Here is a 19,477-nt window from a genome sequence, read left to right on the forward strand (position 1 = left end):
AGGCCCTGCTGAGCAGGGCCTCTTTGTTATTTTCTAGATCATCGAATCGGCGTCAACGCCTTTGTCCCGTTACCACTTTCGGGGTCGATTTCTTGGCGCGATCATTTGCTGAGTAGCAAGTCAAGGTCAATTACATTTTCCGCGCCCTGTTTTGATCAGGTTCCGCTCCCTACAATCCGTCCACATCTTGAGCTCTGAACGTCAAGGAGGACGAATGGCGGGGCTCTTCACTCCAGAACTGATCGATCACCCCACTTCTCTCGCAGCCGCGGTACTCACGGATGACAACCGACTGATCGTTATTGTGATCGCGGTCGTCGCCCTGGCGGCGCTCGTCGTTGCTCAGCTCCTGGTGCGCCAGGTGCTGAGCGCGGGCGAGGGCACCGATTCCATGAAGAAGATCGCGGCCGCCGTACAGGAAGGTGCGAATGCCTATCTGGCGCGGCAGCTGCGCACTCTCGGCATCTTCGCCGTAGTGGTGTTCTTCCTGCTGATGCTGCTTCCGGCCGACGACTGGGCGCAGCGGGCCGGACGCTCGGTGTTCTTCCTGGTGGGTGCGCTTTTCTCGGCGGCCACCGGATACATCGGCATGCGTCTTGCCGTAAGGGCCAATGTGCGCGTGGCCGCGGCCGCGCGTGAGGCCACACCGGCGGAAGGCGAGCCGGAAAAGGACCTGACAGCCGTCGCGCACAAGGCAATGAAGATCGCTTTCCGTACGGGAGGCGTGGTCGGCATGTTCACGGTGGGCCTCGGCCTCCTCGGTGCCTCCTGCGTCGTACTCGTCTACGCGGCGGACGCGCCGAAGGTGCTCGAGGGCTTCGGCCTCGGAGCGGCCCTCATCGCCATGTTCATGCGTGTCGGTGGCGGCATCTTCACCAAGGCGGCCGACGTCGGCGCCGACCTCGTCGGCAAGGTCGAGCAGGGCATCCCCGAGGACGACCCGCGCAACGCCGCCACCATCGCCGACAACGTGGGCGACAACGTCGGTGACTGCGCCGGCATGGCGGCCGACCTTTTCGAGTCGTACGCCGTCACTCTTGTCGCGGCCCTCATCCTCGGCATGGCGGCGTTCGGCGACGCCGGACTCGCCTTCCCGCTCATCGTCCCGGCGATCGGCGTGGTCACCGCGATGATCGGCATCTTCGCGGTCGCCCCGCGGCGCGCCGACCGCAGCGGGATGACCGCGATCAACCGCGGATTCTTCATCTCCGCGCTGATCTCGCTCGCGCTGGTGGCCATCGCCGCCTTCGTTTACCTGCCCGGCTCGTACGCCGAGTTGGACGGTGTCGGTGACGCCGCCGTCCGGGCGCACGACGGGGACCCGCGGGTGCTCGCACTCGTCGCCGTCGCCATCGGCATCGTCCTGGCGGCGCTGATCCAGCAGCTGACCGGGTACTTCACGGAGACCAACCGGCGCCCCGTGCGGGACATCGGCAAGTCGTCGCTGACCGGTCCCGCCACCGTGGTCCTGGCCGGTATCGCCATCGGCCTCGAATCGGCCGTCTACACCGCTCTGTTGATCGGCCTCGGCGTGTACGGGGCCTTCCTGCTTGGCGGCACCTCGATCATGCTCGCGCTGTTCGCGGTGGCGCTGGCAGGCACGGGCCTGCTCACCACGGTCGGCGTGATCGTGGCGATGGACACCTTCGGCCCGGTCTCCGACAACGCCCAGGGCATCGCCGAGATGTCCGGTGACGTCACCGGCGCCGGTGCCCAGGTCCTGACCGACCTGGACGCCGTGGGCAACACCACCAAGGCGATCACCAAGGGCATCGCGATCGCCACGGCCGTGCTCGCCGCAGCGGCGCTCTTCGGCTCGTACCGCGACGCCATCTCGACAGCGGCAGCCGAGGTGGGTGAGAAGCTGGGCGACAGCGCGCCGATGAACCTCGTGATGGACATCTCGCAGCCCAACAACCTGGTGGGCCTGGTCCTCGGCGCCGCGGTCGTCTTCCTCTTCTCCGGGCTTGCCATCAACGCCGTGTCCCGCTCGGCGGGTGCGGTGGTCTACGAGGTGCGGCGGCAGTTCCGCGAGCACCCCGGGATCATGGACTACACGGAGAAGCCGGAGTACGGACGCGTCGTCGACATCTGCACCAAGGACGCGCTGCGGGAGCTGACCACACCGGGGCTGCTCGCCGTGTTGACCCCCATCGCGGTCGGCTTCTCGCTCGGCGTGGGAGCTCTCGGTTCCTTCCTCGCGGGCGCGATCGGCACCGGCACCCTGATGGCCGTCTTCCTCGCCAACTCCGGTGGTGCGTGGGACAACGCCAAGAAGCTCGTCGAGGACGGCCACCACGGCGGCAAGGGCAGCGAGGCCCATGCCGCGACCGTCATCGGCGACACCGTCGGCGACCCATTCAAGGACACCGCGGGCCCGGCCATCAATCCCCTGCTGAAGGTGATGAACCTGGTGGCGCTGCTCATTGCGCCCGCGGTCATCCAGTTCAGTTACGGGGACGACGCCAACGCGGGCGTGCGGGCTGTGATCGCGGTGCTGGCGATCCTCGTCATCGTCGGCTCCGTGTACATCTCGAAGCGGCGTGGCATCGCCGTCGAAGACGACGGCGGAACCGCTGAGCGCAACGCGAAGCCGGCCGATCCGGCGGTGGTTTCCTGACACACGATCAACGGACGGGCGGGCGGCGCACCTTGATGCGCAGCCCGCCCGTCCGTGTGTGTTCCGCGTGCGTGGGTGAGCCTTGTCTCCCTTGGTGCAAATGGATTCAATAGGTTATGAATGGGTCGCACGACACGCGGTTGTCGCCCAGTTGGCGTGTATGTTCCGGGGCCGAGAGCCTTGGAAGGGACCAATCCGGTGAACAAGAAGCTTGCAGCCGCACTGTCCGGCGGTGCGGTACTGGTACTGGCGCTGTCGGGCTGCGGTGACGACGGCGAGGAGAAAGTGAACGCCTGGGCGAAGGAGGTCTGCGACCAGGCACAGCCGCAGATCAAGAAGAGAGCGGACGCCCAGCAGACCATCATCTCGACGGCGGCGGACGGCAAGCCGGCCGACATCCAGGCCGCCGACTCAAAGGCGTTCGCCGACATCGCCGCAGCGGACAAGGCGCTCGCCAAGGCGGTCAGCGACGCAGGCGTACCGCCGGTCGAGAACGGGGAGAAGCTCCAGCAGGACGCGGTCAAGGAGCTCGACTCCACCGCCGCCGCCTACCTCGACCTGAAGAAGAAGGTCGACGACCTCGACCCGAAGGACCAGCAGAAGTTCGCGGACGGCCTGCAGACCGTGGCGGACGGGCTGAAGAAGATCGAGCGCATGGACCAGGCGGCTCTGGCGAAGCTGCAGTCCGGTGAGTTGGGCCAGGCCATGGCCAAGCAGCCCGGCTGCCAGCGCGCCAAGACGTCGAGCCCCGCCGGTGGTGCGGCCGCGTCCGACGGCAACGCCTGACCGGCTCCGGCGAGGCCTGACCAGCGGGGCGCGCCCGGGCCGTGCGGCGATTGTCAGTGCCGGCGGCCACAATGGGCGGGTGAGTACGACCAGCCTTCCCGTGCCCGACCACTCGCCCAAGCTCCGCGAGGCGTTCCTCGCCGCCGCGTTCACCGCCGACGGGCTGCTCGACCTGCTCGGTGCGCCCGCCTATGCGGCGCTCGCCCGCAGTGAGACCGTGCCCGCCCTGCGCGCCACTCGCGGGGACAGCGCCCTGGAGGTGCTGGTGCGGCTGTTCCTGCTCCAGTGCGCCGTGCCCCAGGACCCGGCGCGAGCCGCGCTGCCTCTGGAGGAGTGCCTCGCCGACGGCTGGGTGGTGCGCGACGGCGACGATGTGCGGGCCGCTGTCGACGTCCGTCCGTACGGCGGGCCGGAGGGCCAGGACTGGTTCATCGTGTCCGACCTCGGGTGCGCGGTCGGCGGAGCGGGCGGCGCGAGCGGTCAGGGCGAGGGGGTCGTCCTCGGCGTCGGCGGTGCGTCCACGACCCTCGCCGGAATCACGGTGCGTACGCCGGTGGCCTCCGCGCTCGACCTCGGTACCGGCTCCGGCATCCAGGCGCTGCACGCCTCCCAGCACGCGACCCGCGTGACGGCCACCGATCTGAACCCGCGTGCCCTGCACTTCACCCGGCTCACGCTCGCCCTGTCCGGCGCGAGGGAGGCCGATGTGCGCGAGGGCTCGCTGTTCGAGCCCGTCGACTCCGACACGTTCGACCTGATCGTGTCGAACCCGCCGTTCGTCATCTCTCCCGGAGCCCGGCTGACCTACCGGGACGGCGGGATGAGCGGGGACGATCTGTGCCGCTCGCTCGTTCAGCAGGCGGGGGACAGGCTGAATGACGGGGGGTACGCCCAGTTCCTGGCCAACTGGCTGCATGTCGAGGGGGAGGACTGGCAGGAGCGGCTGCGATCCTGGGTGCCGCGCGGCTGTGACGCCTGGATCGTGCAGCGCGAGGTGCAGGACGTGACGCAGTACACGGAGCTGTGGCTGCGCGACAGCGGGGACCATCGCACCGACCCGGCGAAGTACGCCGCCCGGTACGGCGCGTGGCTGGACGAGTTCGAGGCGCGCAAGGCCAAGGCCGTCGGCTTCGGGTGGATCACGCTGAGGAAGTCCGGGTCCGATCGCCCCTCGATCGTCACCGAGGAGTGGCCGCACCCCGTCGAGCAGCCGCTCGGCGAGAGCGTGCGCGCGCACTTCGACCGCCAGGAGTACCTGCGCTCGCACGATGACGCAGCGTTGCTCGCCGACCACTTCGTGCTGGCCGACGAGGTCATGCAGGAGCAGGTCGGCCTGCCCGGCGCCGAGGACCCCGAGCACGTGGTCCTGCGTCAGAACCGGGGCGTGCGTCGCGCCACCAAGGTGGACACGGTCGGTGCCGGTTTCTCGGGGGCGTGCGACGGCCGGCTGAGCGCCGGGCAGATTCTCGACGCCATCGCCCAGTTGATCGACGAGGACCCGGTCCTGCTGCGTGATCGCACACCGCAGGCGCTACGGCTGTTGGTGGAGGAGGGATTCCTGGAGCCGGCCCCTCGGTGAAGGGATTTCGTCACGGAAATCCGGCCAGCGTTCGGTTTGTGACCTCTTCCCGGCGACCGCGCGGGTGAACCGTACGCGGCGTTCACCCGGAGTTCGTGCCGACGACGCCGGAGAGTGCCAGCCTCGCCCTGCACAGGGGGCATCGGCACCAGGAAGGACGGGGTAGAGGCATGGAGAGCGGGCCTGCGATCTTCGCCGGAACGGCATTCGCGCTGTTCGGAGGCGGGCTGCTGCTGTGGACAGGCATGCGCTTGATGCATCGCGAGCCCGTCGCCCACGGAGTGAGCCCCGCCACGGCCGTCACTTTCGGAATGCTCTTCGGCGCGGCCTTCCTCACGCTCGCGGTGTGGTGTTTCGGCCGCCTGTGACGTGGTGCCCGCGTGGCGACGTGACGGGTCCGGGCGGCATGAATGTCTGGAGTCGGGTTACCGTTCGAGTGGCCGTTGCGGGCTTTTGCCGTTTGACACGGGGGCGGGTTGTACCGTCACACTCCGCAGCGACAGCAGCGTCACGGCTGTACGGCGAGGCTTGGAACACCGCCTGCCGCACTGCCGTGAGTGCACACCCAGCGTCGACCGGAGAGAAGAGCGAAGTTGTCCCCGACCAGCGAGACCGCACAGGGCGGCCGCCGACTCGTGATCGTCGAGTCGCCTGCCAAGGCGAAGACGATCAAGGGCTATCTCGGCCCCGGCTATGTCGTCGAGGCGAGCGTCGGGCACATCCGCGACCTGCCGAACGGTGCCGCCGAGGTGCCGGAGAAGTACACCGGTGAGGTGCGGCGCCTCGGCGTCGACGTCGAACATGACTTCCAGCCGATCTATGTCGTCAATGCGGACAAGAAGGCCCAGGTCAGGAAGCTGAAGGAGCAGCTCGCCGAATCCGACGAGCTCTACCTCGCAACCGATGAGGACCGCGAGGGCGAGGCCATCGCGTGGCACCTCCTCGAGGTTCTGAAGCCCAAGGTTCCCGTCCACCGGATGGTCTTCCACGAGATCACCAAGGACGCCATCCGCGACGCCGTCGCGAACCCGCGCGAGCTCAACAAGCGCATGGTCGACGCCCAGGAGACCCGCCGTATCCTCGACCGCCTCTACGGCTACGAGGTCTCGCCGGTCCTGTGGAAGAAGGTCATGCCGCGGCTGTCCGCCGGCCGTGTGCAGTCCGTCGCGACCCGGCTCGTCGTCGAGCGTGAGCGTGAGCGCATCGCGTTCCGCTCCGCCGAGTACTGGGACCTGACCGGCACGTTCTCGACCGGCCGAGCCGGGGACGCCTCCGACCCCTCCACCCTGACGGCCCGCCTGAACACGGTTGACGGGCAGCGCATCGCCCAGGGCCGTGACTTCGGTTCCGACGGTCGGCTCAAGTCCGACCAGGTGCTCCACCTAGACGAGGCGAACGCCCGCTCCCTGGCCGCCGCGCTCGAGGGCGCCTCGTTCGCCGTCCGCTCGGTCGAGTCCAAGCCGTACCGCCGCTCGCCGTACGCGCCGTTCCGTACGACGACGCTGCAGCAGGAGGCGTCCCGCAAGCTCGGCTTCGGGGCCAAGGCGACCATGCAGGTCGCGCAGAAGCTGTACGAGAACGGCTTCATCACCTACATGCGTACGGACTCCACCACGCTGTCCGACACGGCCGTCGCGGCGGCCCGTGCGCAGGTCACGCAGCTCTATGGCGCCGACTACCTGCCCGACAAGCCGCGCACCTACGCCGGGAAGGTCAAGAACGCGCAGGAGGCGCACGAGGCGATCCGGCCTTCGGGCGATCGTTTCCGTACGCCCGCCGAGACCGGACTGACCGGCGACCAGTTCCGGCTCTACGAGCTGATCTGGAAGCGGACCGTCGCGTCCCAGATGAAGGACGCGGTCGGAAACTCCGTCACCGTCAAGATCGGCGGCCGCGGTACCGACGGCCGTGACGCCGAGTTCACCGCGTCCGGTAAGACGATCACTTTCCACGGCTTCATGAAGGCCTATGTGGAGGGCGCCGACGACCCGAACGCGGAGCTCGACGACCGCGAGCGGCGCCTGCCGCAGGTCGCCGAGGGCGACGCGCTGTCCGCCCAGGAGATCTCGGTCGACGGCCACGCCACCAAGCCGCCTGCCCGCTACACCGAGGCCTCACTGGTCAAGGAGCTCGAAGAGCGGGAGATCGGCCGCCCGTCGACGTACGCCTCGATCATCGGCACCATCCTCGACCGCGGCTACGTCTTCAAGAAGGGGACGGCACTCGTGCCGTCGTTCCTGTCGTTCGCCGTGGTCAACCTGCTGGAGAAGCACTTCGGCCGGCTCGTCGACTACGACTTCACCGCGCGGATGGAGGACGACCTCGACCGCATCGCGCGGGGCGAGGCGCAGGCCGTGCCGTGGCTGAAGCGGTTCTACTTCGGCGAGGGCGACGCCGCGGGCGTCGCCTCGGAGGCAGGCAACGGCGACGGCGACCACCTCGGCGGCCTCAAGGAGCTGGTCACCGACCTGGGCGCCATCGACGCCCGGGAAATCTCCAGCTTCCCCGTCGGCAGTGGCATCGTGCTGCGCGTCGGCCGCTACGGCCCGTACGTCGAGCGTGGCGAGAAGGGCGCGGAGGGCCACCAGCGCGCCGACGTCCCCGAGGACCTCGCTCCCGACGAGCTCACCGTCGAGTACGCGGAGGAACTGCTCGCCAAGCCGAGCGGCGACTTCGAGCTGGGCACCGACCCGGTCACCGGGCACCAGATCATCGCCAAGGACGGGCGATACGGCCCGTACGTCACCGAGGTACTGCCCGAGGGCACCCCGAAGACCGGCAAGAACGCGGTGAAGCCGCGTACCGCGTCGCTCTTCAAGAGCATGTCCCTGGACACGGTCACCCTCGAGGACGCGCTGAAGCTGATGTCTCTGCCGCGGGTGGTGGGCACCGACTCCGAGGGTGTCGAGATCACGGCGCAGAACGGCCGCTACGGCCCGTATCTGAAGAAGGGCACCGACTCGCGCTCCTTGGAGACCGAGGAGCAGCTCTTCAACATCACGCTCGAAGAGGCGCTGGCGATCTATGCCCAGCCCAAGCAGCGTGGCCGCGCCGCTGCCAAGCCGCCCCTGAAGGAACTGGGCACGGACCCGGTCAGCGAGCGTCCGGTGGTCGTGAAGGACGGCCGCTTCGGCCCGTACGTGACGGACGGCGAGACGAACGCCACGCTGCGGACGGGCGACAGCGTGGACGACATCACGCCGGAGCGCGGTTACGAGCTGCTCGCCGAGAAGCGCGCCAAGGGACCGGCCAAGAAGACGGCGAAGAAGGCCCCGGCGAAGAAGACGACGGCCAAGAAGACGGCAGCGAAGAAGACCGCTGCCAAGACGGCCGCCGCGAAGAAGACGACGGCCAAGAAGACCACCACCAAGACCGCGGCCAAGAAGACCACCGCGAAGACGGCGGCAAAGAAGACGGCCGCGTCGACCGAGGAGTAGGCCCCGGGGCCCGGAGCGGGCCTGCGGACCGGTTGCATGCGGGCGCTTTGCGGCAGGGGACCTTCACACCCTTGCCACAAGGCGCCCGTATGTTCGGACACCCCTCCAGGGAGCACTCCGCTCCGGATAGGCTGGCCGAATGACGCGAGCCGAGCAGCCAGCCGAGCAGCAGGCGGTCATGAGCACCGCTTCAGAGACTGCCTCAGACGCATCGGATTCCGACGCCCTTGCCGCGGACTCACGTGAGCGGGCCGTGCGCTCCCTGCTGCGCCACCCACCGCTGAGGCGGCTGTGGAACGCGCAGGTGGTCGGCGGAATCGGTGACGCGCTCGCCGTGCTTGTGCTTCTGCTGCTGTCGTGGCAGGCGGCCGTGGAGTCGGGTGCGTTCGGGAGCGGATACCGCGGGGCGGCCTTCGCGGTCGCCGCCGTGTTCGGCGCCCGTGTGCTGTCCACGCTGCTCTTCGGAGCCGTGCTCCTCGGCCCTATGACGTCGCTCACGGCGCCGAACGGCCCGTTCGACCGGCGCTGGACCATGATCGGTGCGGACGGGCTGCGGCTGGCGCTTCTTGTCGTCGCACCCCTGTGGATCGACTGGACGCCCGACAACGCGCTCGCGATGCTGCTCGTCACCGTCTTCCTGACCGGCGTCGCCGAGCGCTTCTGGACCGTCGCCCGCGAGGGCGCGGCGCCCGCCCTGCTGCCCGCCCCGCCGCCGGAGGGCGCGGCGGTGCGTCCGCTTCCCGACCGTCTCGACGCGCTGCGCAGGCTGTGGCTGCGTACCGGCTTCGCCGTCATTCCGGCCGCGGCCGCCGTGCTGCTCGTCACCACGCTGATCGGCAACCTGCTGGGCACCGGGATCGAGTGGTTCTCGCTGCACCAGGCGGCCCTCGGTTCCTACGTCGCGGCAGGTCTGTTCGCCGCGTCCGTCTCGACGCTGTACTTCGTGGAACTGCCCGGCTCGCAGACGCCCAGGCCGCGCTCGCCGCTCGAGGGCCTGCGCAGGCCGTCCGCCGGCAACGGTCTGGACAAGGGCCGCACCGGAGCCATACCGCTCTTTGTCATCGCCTGCGCGGCGGTCACCGGAGCCATCGCCTCCGCTGCGGCCGTCGCCGTCCTGCACGCCGTCGACCTGAACGCCGGACCCGCGGCCTTCGCCCTGCTGATCCTCGCGCTCCTCGGTGGTACGGGCGTCGGCATCCGCGGAGCCGGAGCCGTGCTGCCGTCGCTGTCCCGCCGCCGTCTGCTCGTCCTCGCGCTGGCCGTCACCGGCGTCGCGCTGCTCGCGATGGGTCTCGTGCCCGACACGGCCACCGTGCTGTTCATCGCGGCGGTCGCCGGCCTCGCGGCGGGCGTCGCCGCGAACACCGGCCACGCCCTCATCGACCAGGAGACCGAGGACTTCCGGCGGCCCAGGATCACCTCGCACCTCCAGGCCGTCGTCCGGGTGTCGATCGCACTGACCGCGGTCGCCGCCCCGCTGCTCGCCGCCGCGATCGGGCCGCACCGGCTCGCCAGCGGCGATTTCGTCTTCGCGCACGGCGGCGCGGCGTTCACGCTGATGCTCGTCGGCGCGCTGCTGCTGCCGGTCGCCGCGATCGTCCTCGCCAAGACGGACGACCGGTCCGGTGTACCACTGCGGCGTGATCTCGGCGACGCGCTGCGCGGCGGGGCCGACCCGGCGCAGACCGCCGCGGCGAGCGGTTTCTTCATCGCCATCGAGGGCGGCGACGGCGCGGGCAAGTCCACCCAGGTCGAGGCCCTGGCCGAGTGGATCCGCGCCAAGGGCCACGAAGTGGTCGTCACCCGCGAGCCCGGTGCCACACCGGTCGGCAAGCGGCTGCGCTCCATCCTGCTCGACGTGTCGAGCGCCGGCCTGTCCAACCGTGCGGAGGCGCTGCTGTACGCGGCGGACCGCGCCGAACACGTCGACTCGGTGATCCGCCCGGCGCTCGAGCGCGGCGCCATCGTCATCTCCGACCGCTACATCGACTCCTCCGTGGCCTACCAGGGCGCCGGCCGCGACCTGTCGCCGACAGAGATCGCCAGGATCTCCCGGTGGGCGACGGGCGGTCTCGTACCGAACCTGACCGTGCTCCTCGATGTCTCGCCCGAGACCGCGCGGGAACGCTTCACGGAGGCGCCGGACCGATTGGAGTCGGAGCCCGCGGAGTTCCACCAGAGGGTTCGCTCCGGCTTCCTCACGCTGGCAGCCGCCGACCCGGGGCGTTACCTGGTCGTGGACGCGGGCCAGGAGCCCGAGTCCGTCGCCACCGTCGTACGGCACCGGCTCGACCAGCTCCTGCCCCTGTCCGAAGCCGAGATCAAGGCCCAGGAAGAGGCGCGCAAGGCGGCAGAGGAGGAGGCCCGCCGCAAGGCCGAGGAAGAGGCCGCGCGCAAGGCCGAGGAGGAGCGCCTCGAGCGGGAGCGTCAGGAGCAGCTGGCCAAGCTCCGCGCCGAGGAGGAGGAGCGCAAGCGCCGCGAACTGGAGGAGGCGCGGCAGCGCGAGGCCGAGCGGCAGGCCGAGGAGGCCAGGCAGCGCGCCGAGGAGGCACGCCGGCGGGCCGAAGAGGAGCGGCTGCGCCGCGAGGCCGAGGAGAAGGTGCGCGAGGCGGAGCAGGAACGCCTCCGCAAGCAGGCCGCGGAAGAGGCCCGGCTGCGCGCCGAGGCCGAGGAACGCCGTCTGGAGAAGCAGCGCAAGGCCGAGGAGGCACTGCTGCGGGCCGAGGAGGCCCGCCGGGCAGCGGCGGAGGCCGCGGCGTCTGCTGCCGCCACGTCTGCTGCCGCGAACGAGATCACGGTACCGACCCCGGTCGTGAAGCCGGACGAGATCACGCAGGAAGTCCCGATGCCGGGCGGGCCGCACGACGCCACGAGCGTGCTCCCGAAGGTCCCGGACGAGGCTGAGACCACCATGCTGCCGCCGGTGCGGGACGCCCGCGCGGCGGACGAGACGGCGGTCCAGCCTCCGGTACGGGACGCCGGGCCGTCCGCTCCGGCGGACCGGGTGCCGCGGGGCATCTTCCGCGACGAGCGCGAGGAGCCGCTTGGCGAGGGCGACCCGCGTCGCGAGCGGCGCGGGTCGGGTGAGAGCGGCAGCGAGCGTACGGCGGAACTGCCGCAGGCCGAACCCGCCGCGGACCGCCGTCGCCGTCGCTCCGACTGGGCGGAGGAGACGCCGCTCGACGACCTGCCGACCCTGGCGGACGAACTCCTCGGCCCGCACGAGGACGACGAGCGGGGCGACGGCCCGCGTCGCGGCTGACGCGCCCGACGCTCGGCAGTTCGGGGCCTCTCGTTTGGATCTTGCCGGTCTCGCGTGCCCAGCAGCGTGCCGGTCGTCGGTCACGACCGGCACGGTGCGACCGGGTCCGGCCGCCAGGCGGCGGGCTCCCGCCTGGTTGCTGTCGGCCGTGCCACGGACCTTACGGGCCGGCTCTGAGAGCGCTGCTGGGCCCGGGCGGTCGGGTCCGGCTCCGGCCCCGCGTCAGGTACCGGGGAAGGCCGGCGCGGGCCGCGATGTCAGTGGCCTCCCCCACAATGGGAGACCGCAGCACGAAAGGGCGGTGACGGCACATGGCCGTGTGGGACGACCTGGTCGGCCAAGAGCGTGTGCAGGCGCAGCTGGCCGCCGCCGCACGTGACGCCGATGCGCATATCACCGCCCATGCACAAGGGGAGCCCGTTCCCGCCGCGTCGAAGATGACGCACGCATGGCTCTTCACCGGACCCCCGGGATCCGGCACGGTCACCGCCGCGCGTGCCTTCGCGGCAGCCCTGCAGTGCACCAGCCCGGACCGCGCTCTGGGCGGCGTGCCCGGGTGCGGCTTCTGCGACGGCTGCCACACAGCGTTGATCGGCACGCACGCCGACGTGAGCTCGATCGCCGCCGTGGGCACGCAGATCCTCGTCGACGACATGCGGGACACCGTGCGGAAGTCCTTCACCTCGCCGGCGAACGGACGCTGGCAGGTGATCCTCGTCGAGGACGCCGAGCGGCTGAACGAGAAGTCGGCCAACGCCGTCCTGAAGGCCGTGGAGGAACCGGCTCCGCGCACCGTCTGGCTCCTGTGCGCGCCGTCCATCGAGGACGTGCTGCCCACCATCCGGTCCCGCTGCCGCCACCTGACCCTCCGCACCCCTCCGGCGGCCGCCGTGGCCGACGTGCTGATCAGGAGGGACGGCATCGAGCCGGACCTCGCGACGTCCGTGGCCCGTGCCACGCAGGGGCACATCGGCCGTGCGCGTCGGCTCGCCACCGACGAGCGCGCCCGGGCCCGGCGGGCCGCCGTGCTCAAGCTGCCCTTGCGGGTGGAGGACATCGGCGGCTGCCTCAAGGCTGCCCAGGAGCTGGTCGACGCCGCTGCCGAGGACGCCAAGCAGGTCTCCGACGACGTGGACGTCAAGGAGACCGACGACCTCAAGGCGGCTCTGGGCGCAGCCCCGGGCGGCCGGATGCCGCGCGGGACGGCCGGCGCGATGAAGGAGCTCGAGGACCGGCAGAAGCGCCGCAAGACCCGGACGCAGCGCGACAGTCTGGATCTTGCCCTCACCGATCTGACCGCCTTCTACCGGGACGTGCTGGCGCTTCAGATGGGGGCGCAGGTCGCGCTCGCCAACGACGACGTACGGGATTCGCTGGACCGCATCGCCCGCGGCTCCACGCCGGAGGGCACGCTGCGCCGCATCGAGTCCGTGGTCGCCTGCCGAGAGGCACTGGAGCGCAACGTCGCGCCGCTGCTGGCGGTCGAGGCGATGGCGGTCTCACTCCGGGCCGGCTGAAGCATCCGGCGAGCCCGCGACCACGATCGGGTTGCCCGGCTCACCCTTACGAGCGGCTACCGGCATCGGCGTCCTGCTGCCGTTACGCTCCGTTGCATGGACACCAGGCGCCTGCTCCGCACCTTCGCCATCCCGCTGGCCGCTGCCGGCCTGCTCCTCTCCGGCTGCAGCGGCGGAAGCCCGTCGCCCGGTGGGTCCGCTTCCGACGCCGCGGGCGCAGCCGGTGGACCTGTTCCCGCCGCTGCCCTCAAGCCGTACTACGAACAGAAGCTGAACTGGCGGGCATGCGGCGTGCCCGGCTTCGAGTGCGCCACCATGAAGGCTCCGCTCGAATATGCGAAGCCGGACGGCGACTCGGTCAAGCTCGCTGTCGCCCGCGTGAAGGCCACCGGCCCTGGCAAGCGTCTCGGCTCACTGCTCGTCAACCCGGGCGGTCCCGGCGGCTCTGCCATCGGCTACCTCCAGGGGTACGCGGGCATCGGCTACCCCGCCCCGGTCCGCGCCCAGTACGACCTGGTCGCCGTCGATCCCCGCGGGGTCGCCCGCAGCGAACCGGTCGAGTGCCTGACGGGCCCCGAGATGGACGCCTACACCCAGGTCGACCAGACTCCTGACGACGCCGCGGAGGCGGGCGCGCTGGAGAAGGCCTACAAGGACTTCGCCGCCGGCTGCGAGAAGCGCTCCGGCAAGGTCCTGCCTCATGTCTCCACCACAGAGGCCGCCCGCGACATGGACATCCTGCGTGCGGTACTGGGCGACGAGAGGCTGACGTACGTCGGCGCCTCGTACGGCACCTTCCTCGGCGCGACCTACGCCGAGCTGTTCCCGGAGAGGGTCGGTCGCCTCGTACTCGACGGAGCGATGGATCCTGCCCTCCCCGCCCGCGAGCTCAACCGTGACCAGACGGCCGGCTTCGAGACCGCGTTCAAGTCCTTCGCCGCGGACTGCATCAAGCGGGCGGACTGCCCCCTCGGCCAGGAATCGGTCGCCGACGCGAGCGCCCGCCTCAAGGACTTCTTCGCGAAGCTCGACGCGTCGCCCGTGTCGACCGGAGGGGACCGCGAACTCGGCGAGTCGCTGGCCACCACGGGTGTGATCGCCGCGATGTACGACGACGGCGCATGGTCCCAGCTGCGCTCGGCTCTGGCCGCGGCGCAGAACGGCGACGGCGCCGCGCTCCTGGCCATGGCCGACAGCTACTACGAGCGCGGGACGGACGGCTCGTACGCGAACCTGATGTTCGCCAACGCGGCAGTGAACTGCCTCGACCTCCCGCCCGCCTTCACCGCCCCCGCCGAGGTGCGCGCCGGCATCGCCGACTTCGAGAAGGCGTCCCCGGTCTTCGGCCGCGGCTTCGCCTGGGCCGCCATGAACTGCTCCCACTGGCCCACCCCGCCCACCGGCAACGCCCACCGTATCGAGGCGAAGGGCGCGGCCCCGATCGTGGTCGTCGGCACCACGCGGGACCCGGCGACCCCGTACAAGTGGGCGCAGAGCCTGGCGGACCAGCTGTCGTCGGGCAGGCTGCTGACGTACGACGGCGACGGCCACACCGCGTACGGCCGGGGCAGCGACTGCATCGACACGGCGATCAACACCTACCTCCTGGAGGGCAAGGCTCCCGAGGACGGCAAGCGCTGCTGACGGCCGGAACGGCGCCACTCCTCGGGATGGGGGCCGGGGAGTGGGCCGCGGGAGGTGGTTCGGGGCACCCCGAAGAACCCTGTAGACTTGGCGCCGCTGCTGATGAGAGCGTGTCTCGCGAGGACGCGCGTATCCGCAGCTTGCCGCCTTAGCTCAGTTGGCCAGAGCAACGCACTCGTAATGCGTAGGTCTCGGGTTCGAATCCCGAAGGCGGCTCTTAAAAGTGCAAGTCAGGGCCGTGAAAGCCCCTCACGAAGATCGTGGGGGGCTTTTTCTATGCCCGGATGGGAACATCCTGGGAACATTGATTCTCTGATAAATCTACTATGTCTAGATTTTCGATAGTCGAATACGGTTCGGGACTAACTTGATGTCGCCCGCCCTCTCGACGCTGGGTGTGGCCAATCGTGAACATGGGTGGATATTCGTGGTGTTGTGGCGCATCCGGGGGCCTGATGCTCTGGCGATCACTGCGGCCGTGGGTTGTGCTGATCGGTGTATCCGGTGGTGGTGTTGCTGCGGTGCTGGCTTGGGGCGCCTGGTTGCTGGCGGGGATGGCGGGCGGCCTGCCCGGCGGTCAGGACAAGCGCCATCGGCCGACAATGCCGGTCGGCGGCCCGCCTCAAGTCCACGTGCGACCGGACAACTTCCTCCGCCTCAACCAGAACATCCGCCCGGCCTGATCAAATCGGCAACCCGACTGAACGAATTTGACCGCTTGAGGGAATTTCTTCCCTGAGAGTTCCGCCACGGCTACTCTCGCAGGTAGTCGGCGGTCGAACCTTTCTTCGGCCGGGTCGTGTCGCGGAACCGGGGGGTTGCGTCATGGGGTTTTCGCTTGCGTTTTCACTTGCACAAAAGACTGCGGTAGCGGCATTAACCACGGTACTCCTCACGGGCTGCGGGAATCCGGAACCATCACCAGGGCCGACGGAGACGACAACGGAGACAACTGCGTCCCCTGTTGAGTCCACTGAACCGCCCACGCCTCCGACTCCGGGCTCGACCACTCCGGACCCACCGACGCCTGGTCCATCCACCACGGAACCCTTTACTCCGGAGCCAACTCCCCCCTCTTCTTCAACCGCTCCCATAGGCAACATTCCGGACGAGTTGGTGGGCGAATGGGATGGGGACGGCACCGACTCCGCACGTCTCAACAAGATTGTCTTCACCGCCAATGGCGATGTGGAGCTGCATTACAACAACGGTCAAGTACTCAGCGGACCGGCAGTCGCCGATGGATCGTCCATGACCCTTCATGTGACAGGCGGGCCGATTTCGTACGAGCAGTGGTCGATCGAGGAATTCGACGCCGGGTACGGGTACACATTCGAGAATTTGATGCTGGACGGGGTCAGTTATGTGCGCCAGATCAGCGGAGGCTGAGCTTATGGGTAAGGACGCTGTCGGGCCGGCTGCAGTCGCCGTGGACGAGGAGCTGATCCGGGACGTCGCTCGGGACGTCGTCGAGCGGGCGGCGCAGGGGGAGCTGGCTGTGTTCCGGCGCCAAAGCAAGGCCTATTTCCGCGATCCCGCGGGCGAGATCAAGGCGGCACGCAAGAGCCTTCATGGCAAGGTGAAGGACGAACCGCTGGCCTTCGGCGCCGGTGAAGCGGTCACGGTCATGGCTCCCTTCATCCTCGCCGTCGTTCACGGGGTGCTGACCTCCCTCGCCGCAGACCTAGCGGTTTCCGCCGCCGACCGCAGCCAAGACGGGATCAGGCGGCTGCTCCGACGGGTGCTTCGGCGCCCCGAGCCGGTAGCCGACGAGACACCCGTCGTCACGGAAGCACCCGAAGCCCCACTCACCGACGAGCGGTTGGTCCACATCCACACCGTGGCCCACAGCGCGGCGCTGGAGCTGGGGCTGGCCGAGGACCGTGCCGGGCGACTGGCGGACGCGCTGGTCGACGCGCTGAGGGCCTGAGGACACGACAGGTGGTGCCCGAGCGCCCCGATCCGTTCGCTTTCCCCGACGGCGTGAAGTTCCGCTTCGTCCTGCTCGTCACCGCGCTGCTCGCGACGTCGGCGTACGTCTACAACCTGCTCTACTACGCCGTGGCCCCCGGCGCCGACGATGCCGTCGCCGACTACCAGAGGTGCATCGCGGCACCGCCGGAAGTGGCATCGGTCACCGATCCGGGCGCCTACGCTCGGGGGGTTCTCTCCTGCACCGCGGCCTTGGAGCAAGAGAAGGCCTGGTGGGTCCTGGCGGGCCTGGCACTGCTGGTCCTCGCGGCCGTGGCCCTCTACCTGGTCTTTCCGCGGCTCCGGATGTGGCGGGAGGGGCTGGAGCCCCTCGAGCCGGAGGAGGATCCCGAGGACGCGACGCTGGTGGGCGTCCTCGAATCGCTGGTGGCGGAGGCCGGGTTGCACAAGGCGCCGCGCTTCCTTGTAGCCATGGGCCGACGAGAGGCGGGCGCACTCACCTTCGGGCGCGCCGGTGACTACCGCGTGCGGTTGAACGAGGGGCTGCTCATCGAGGGCCGACAGGACCCGGAGCTCCTGCGGACGATCGTGCTGCACGAACTCGCGCACGTGAGGAACAGGGACGTAGACGTCACCTATCTGACGGTCGCGCTGGCTCTGGCCTTCGTCCCTCTGGGACTCGTCCCGTTGGCCGTGGCCCTGGCTGGGACGGATACGGAGGCTGTCGTAGGGGTGGCGTGGCGGGCGGCTGCGCTCGTCGCCCTGGTCTATCTCACGGCCGCGGCTGTCCTGCGGGTGCGTGAGTTCGGCGCTGACGCCCGTGTGCCGCAACCTGGGGCACCGCACGGGCCGGGTTGCTGCGGTTGCTGAACGTCCCTTCGCACGGGCAGCGGCGGCCCTGGTGGGTTCGGGGGCCGCTGCATCTGCACCCCCGTAAGACGCAGCGCGCCGCCGAAATCGAGCACCCGGCGGCGCTGTTCCGGATCGGCTTCAGCGAGTGCTTCGCGGTGGGGCTGGCCGCGACGGTCACGGCATCCGGCCTGCACACGCTGCTCTGGCTCGGCTTCAACCACCTCGAACCCCGCGACTCCCGCTGGATGGTGGCCCTGATGCTCGCCCCCGCAGTGGTCGCCGTGGTCGGCATCGGACTGTGGCGCGCGACCCTGTGGGCGAGGAGCGGCGCGGCGACCGGGAGCGGCCGCCCGCGTACGGTCCTGCCGGCCTTCGGCCTGGCTGCCGGACTCGTGGCGGGCCGGCTCGTGCACGCGGAGAACGGGCTTCTCCAGCCCGACTTGCTGTCTTCTTTTCCGCACAGGGCGGCGGTGGTGTGGTCCGTGGCGCTCTGTGTGCTCGTCGTGCTGCTCTTCCGCTGGATCGTGCACGGCGCGACAGCCTGGCTCGTCCCTGCCGGGCGTCCCGAGAGCCGGGCATGGCCAGTGGGACTGGTGGCGACGGTGGTCCCGTTGGCGGTCCTTCTCGGTTGGTGGCTGTTGCTGTACGACTTCGCCTATGGACTCGGGCCGATCAATGAAGGAGCGCGCGCCGACCACCGTGCCATCGCGGCGGACGCTCCTCTGGAGCCGTTCTGGCTGTGGGCGGCCCTGGAACATCCAATGGCTGAGTTCTTCTACCGGTGGACTCCTGCTGCGCTGGCCGCAGTCACGCTCTGGGCCTTCCCGCTCGCCGCGCTGTGGCGTCGAGGGGCGGCCGTGCCGCCGTCCGGCTGGGTACGGTGGGTCGTCGTCCCTTGCCTCGTCGGCACGGCCGGTTTCACCGCTGCCACCGTCGGAATCCGGATGCTGGTGCACCTGGGCGTGGCCGAGGAGTTCCGGCGGCCGTACCTCCTCGCGTTCGCCCACTGGTCCATCGCCGCTGCCGTCGTGCTCCAGGGCATCGTGGCGGCGGTCGTCACAGCAGGGCTGTACCGCGCCCACGGCCCTATGGCGGGGCTCTTCGGGCTGATGGCGGCGTTCGTCACCGGTTGCCTGGCGACGGTGGCCCTCTTCGGCGGCACCGTGCTGGGCGGCTGTTGGGACGTGTTCGCTCTGGTGCCCGGCCCCTGCGCGATGGGCCTCGAGGTCTCCTTCGTACGCGACACCTTGCTGCGCATCGTCGTGGCCGGTACCGCGAGCGCCGTCGTGGGCGCCGGGGCGGCCGCGGCGGCCGGCTCGTGGTGGGCGCGGCGCCGAATCCCCGGGGCGCCACCCGTGTCCGTGGCCGTCTCCCGTCGGCAGCGTGCTGTGCTCGGGCTGGCCGCTCTTCTGGCCGTCACCGTGGTGACTACGGGACTGGCGGTCCCTACGACGACGGCCACGGCCCAACCCACCTCCGCCGTCCCGCCGTCGGGCGCCGGTGGCGCCGCTGCCCCTGCCTGCAAGAAGGTCGACGAGGTCATGGGCGCCGGGGACTCCATCAGCAGCGCGGACAAGAACGCCAGCCTCTTCGAGGCCGTACGACTCGCCGCCGAGGGGGGAAACGCCGCGCTGGCAAAGGCGATTCAGGATCTCGTACGCGCCGTACCGACGGGTGACCTGCAGGCGTTCAGGAGCGCCGGTGAACGGATCCGCGAGCAGTGCGTACGCGAAGGCGTGCCTTTGCGCCACTTCTAGTGTCTCGTGATCCTGTAGGCGTTACTTGATCTCGCGTATCTCGTTGTTACCGACATGGAGCTCTCCGTGGAACAGGCCGCAGAGTTGCGGG

General features: G+C 69.9%; 13 protein-coding genes and 1 tRNA gene. All 14 read left to right on the top strand.

Going from position 1 to position 19,477, the window contains the following annotated elements:
• The first annotated feature begins 214 nt into the window (after positions 1-214).
• The 14 genes from ACZ4SA_RS31165 (at position 215) to ACZ4SA_RS31230 (ending at position 19,386) form a co-directional block, all read left to right on the top strand.
• Positions 215-2,620, top strand: coding sequence for a sodium-translocating pyrophosphatase (locus tag ACZ4SA_RS31165; RefSeq protein ID WP_468281142.1), 2,406 nt, complete (start codon positions 215-217; stop codon positions 2,618-2,620).
• Positions 2,621-2,818: 198 nt separating this feature from the next.
• On the top strand, positions 2,819-3,406 hold the full coding sequence (locus ACZ4SA_RS31170; RefSeq protein WP_468281144.1) for a small secreted protein: 588 nt from the start codon (positions 2,819-2,821) through the stop codon (positions 3,404-3,406).
• A gap of 79 nt (positions 3,407-3,485) precedes the next feature.
• Entirely contained in the window at positions 3,486-4,985 is a 1,500-nt protein-coding gene (locus ACZ4SA_RS31175; protein ID WP_468281146.1) for a DUF7059 domain-containing protein, read from the top strand.
• Positions 4,986-5,155: 170 nt separating this feature from the next.
• On the top strand, positions 5,156-5,353 hold the full coding sequence (locus tag ACZ4SA_RS31180) for a hypothetical protein (protein WP_468281148.1): 198 nt from the start codon (positions 5,156-5,158) through the stop codon (positions 5,351-5,353).
• A gap of 225 nt (positions 5,354-5,578) precedes the next feature.
• A complete protein-coding gene (gene topA, locus ACZ4SA_RS31185; RefSeq protein ID WP_468281150.1) occupies positions 5,579-8,422 on the top strand; it encodes a type I DNA topoisomerase in 2,844 nt (947 codons plus the stop codon).
• 139 nt (positions 8,423-8,561) lie between these two features.
• On the top strand, positions 8,562-11,684 hold the full coding sequence (gene tmk / locus ACZ4SA_RS31190; RefSeq protein ID WP_468281152.1) for a dTMP kinase: 3,123 nt from the start codon (positions 8,562-8,564) through the stop codon (positions 11,682-11,684).
• Positions 11,685-11,995: 311 nt separating this feature from the next.
• Entirely contained in the window at positions 11,996-13,201 is a 1,206-nt protein-coding gene (locus tag ACZ4SA_RS31195; protein ID WP_468281154.1) for a DNA polymerase III subunit delta', read from the top strand.
• Between the two features lie 96 nt (positions 13,202-13,297).
• Positions 13,298-14,845 carry an alpha/beta hydrolase gene (locus ACZ4SA_RS31200; protein WP_468281156.1) on the top strand — a complete coding sequence of 516 codons (1,548 nt, stop codon included), beginning with the start codon at positions 13,298-13,300 and terminating at the stop codon, positions 14,843-14,845.
• 142 nt (positions 14,846-14,987) lie between these two features.
• Positions 14,988-15,061 (top strand) — tRNA-Thr (locus ACZ4SA_RS31205).
• 191 nt (positions 15,062-15,252) lie between these two features.
• Positions 15,253-15,528 carry a hypothetical protein gene (locus tag ACZ4SA_RS31210; RefSeq protein ID WP_468281158.1) on the top strand — a complete coding sequence of 92 codons (276 nt, stop codon included), beginning with the start codon at positions 15,253-15,255 and terminating at the stop codon, positions 15,526-15,528.
• A gap of 433 nt (positions 15,529-15,961) precedes the next feature.
• The gene (locus tag ACZ4SA_RS31215) at positions 15,962-16,234 is read left to right on the top strand and encodes a hypothetical protein (RefSeq protein ID WP_468281160.1); all 273 of its coding nucleotides are present in this window, start codon (positions 15,962-15,964) and stop codon (positions 16,232-16,234) included.
• Between the two features lie 4 nt (positions 16,235-16,238).
• Complete coding sequence (locus ACZ4SA_RS31220) at positions 16,239-16,775, top strand: hypothetical protein (RefSeq protein WP_468281162.1); 537 nt, start codon at positions 16,239-16,241, stop codon at positions 16,773-16,775.
• A gap of 11 nt (positions 16,776-16,786) precedes the next feature.
• Complete coding sequence (locus ACZ4SA_RS31225; RefSeq protein ID WP_468281164.1) at positions 16,787-17,647, top strand: M48 family metalloprotease; 861 nt, start codon at positions 16,787-16,789, stop codon at positions 17,645-17,647.
• Entirely contained in the window at positions 17,641-19,386 is a 1,746-nt protein-coding gene (locus tag ACZ4SA_RS31230) for a hypothetical protein (protein WP_468281165.1), read from the top strand. The genes ACZ4SA_RS31225 and ACZ4SA_RS31230 overlap by 7 nt, the downstream gene beginning before the upstream one ends.
• Positions 19,387-19,477: the final 91 nt, after the last annotated feature.

Source organism: Streptomyces sp. NPDC027962 (genome assembly GCF_055566095.1).

Excerpts from the sequence above, each read along its gene's own strand:
- ACZ4SA_RS31165 (WP_468281142.1), top strand. The coding sequence starts at position 215 with ATGGCGGGGCTCTTCACTCCAGAACTGATCGATCACCCCACTTCTCTC.
- ACZ4SA_RS31180 (WP_468281148.1), top strand. The coding sequence starts at position 5,156 with ATGGAGAGCGGGCCTGCGATCTTCGCCGGAACGGCATTCGCGCTGTTC.
- tmk (WP_468281152.1), top strand. The coding sequence starts at position 8,562 with ATGACGCGAGCCGAGCAGCCAGCCGAGCAGCAGGCGGTCATGAGCACC.
- ACZ4SA_RS31195 (WP_468281154.1), top strand. The coding sequence starts at position 11,996 with ATGGCCGTGTGGGACGACCTGGTCGGCCAAGAGCGTGTGCAGGCGCAG.
- ACZ4SA_RS31200 (WP_468281156.1), top strand. The coding sequence starts at position 13,298 with ATGGACACCAGGCGCCTGCTCCGCACCTTCGCCATCCCGCTGGCCGCT.
- ACZ4SA_RS31220 (WP_468281162.1), top strand. The coding sequence starts at position 16,239 with ATGGGTAAGGACGCTGTCGGGCCGGCTGCAGTCGCCGTGGACGAGGAG.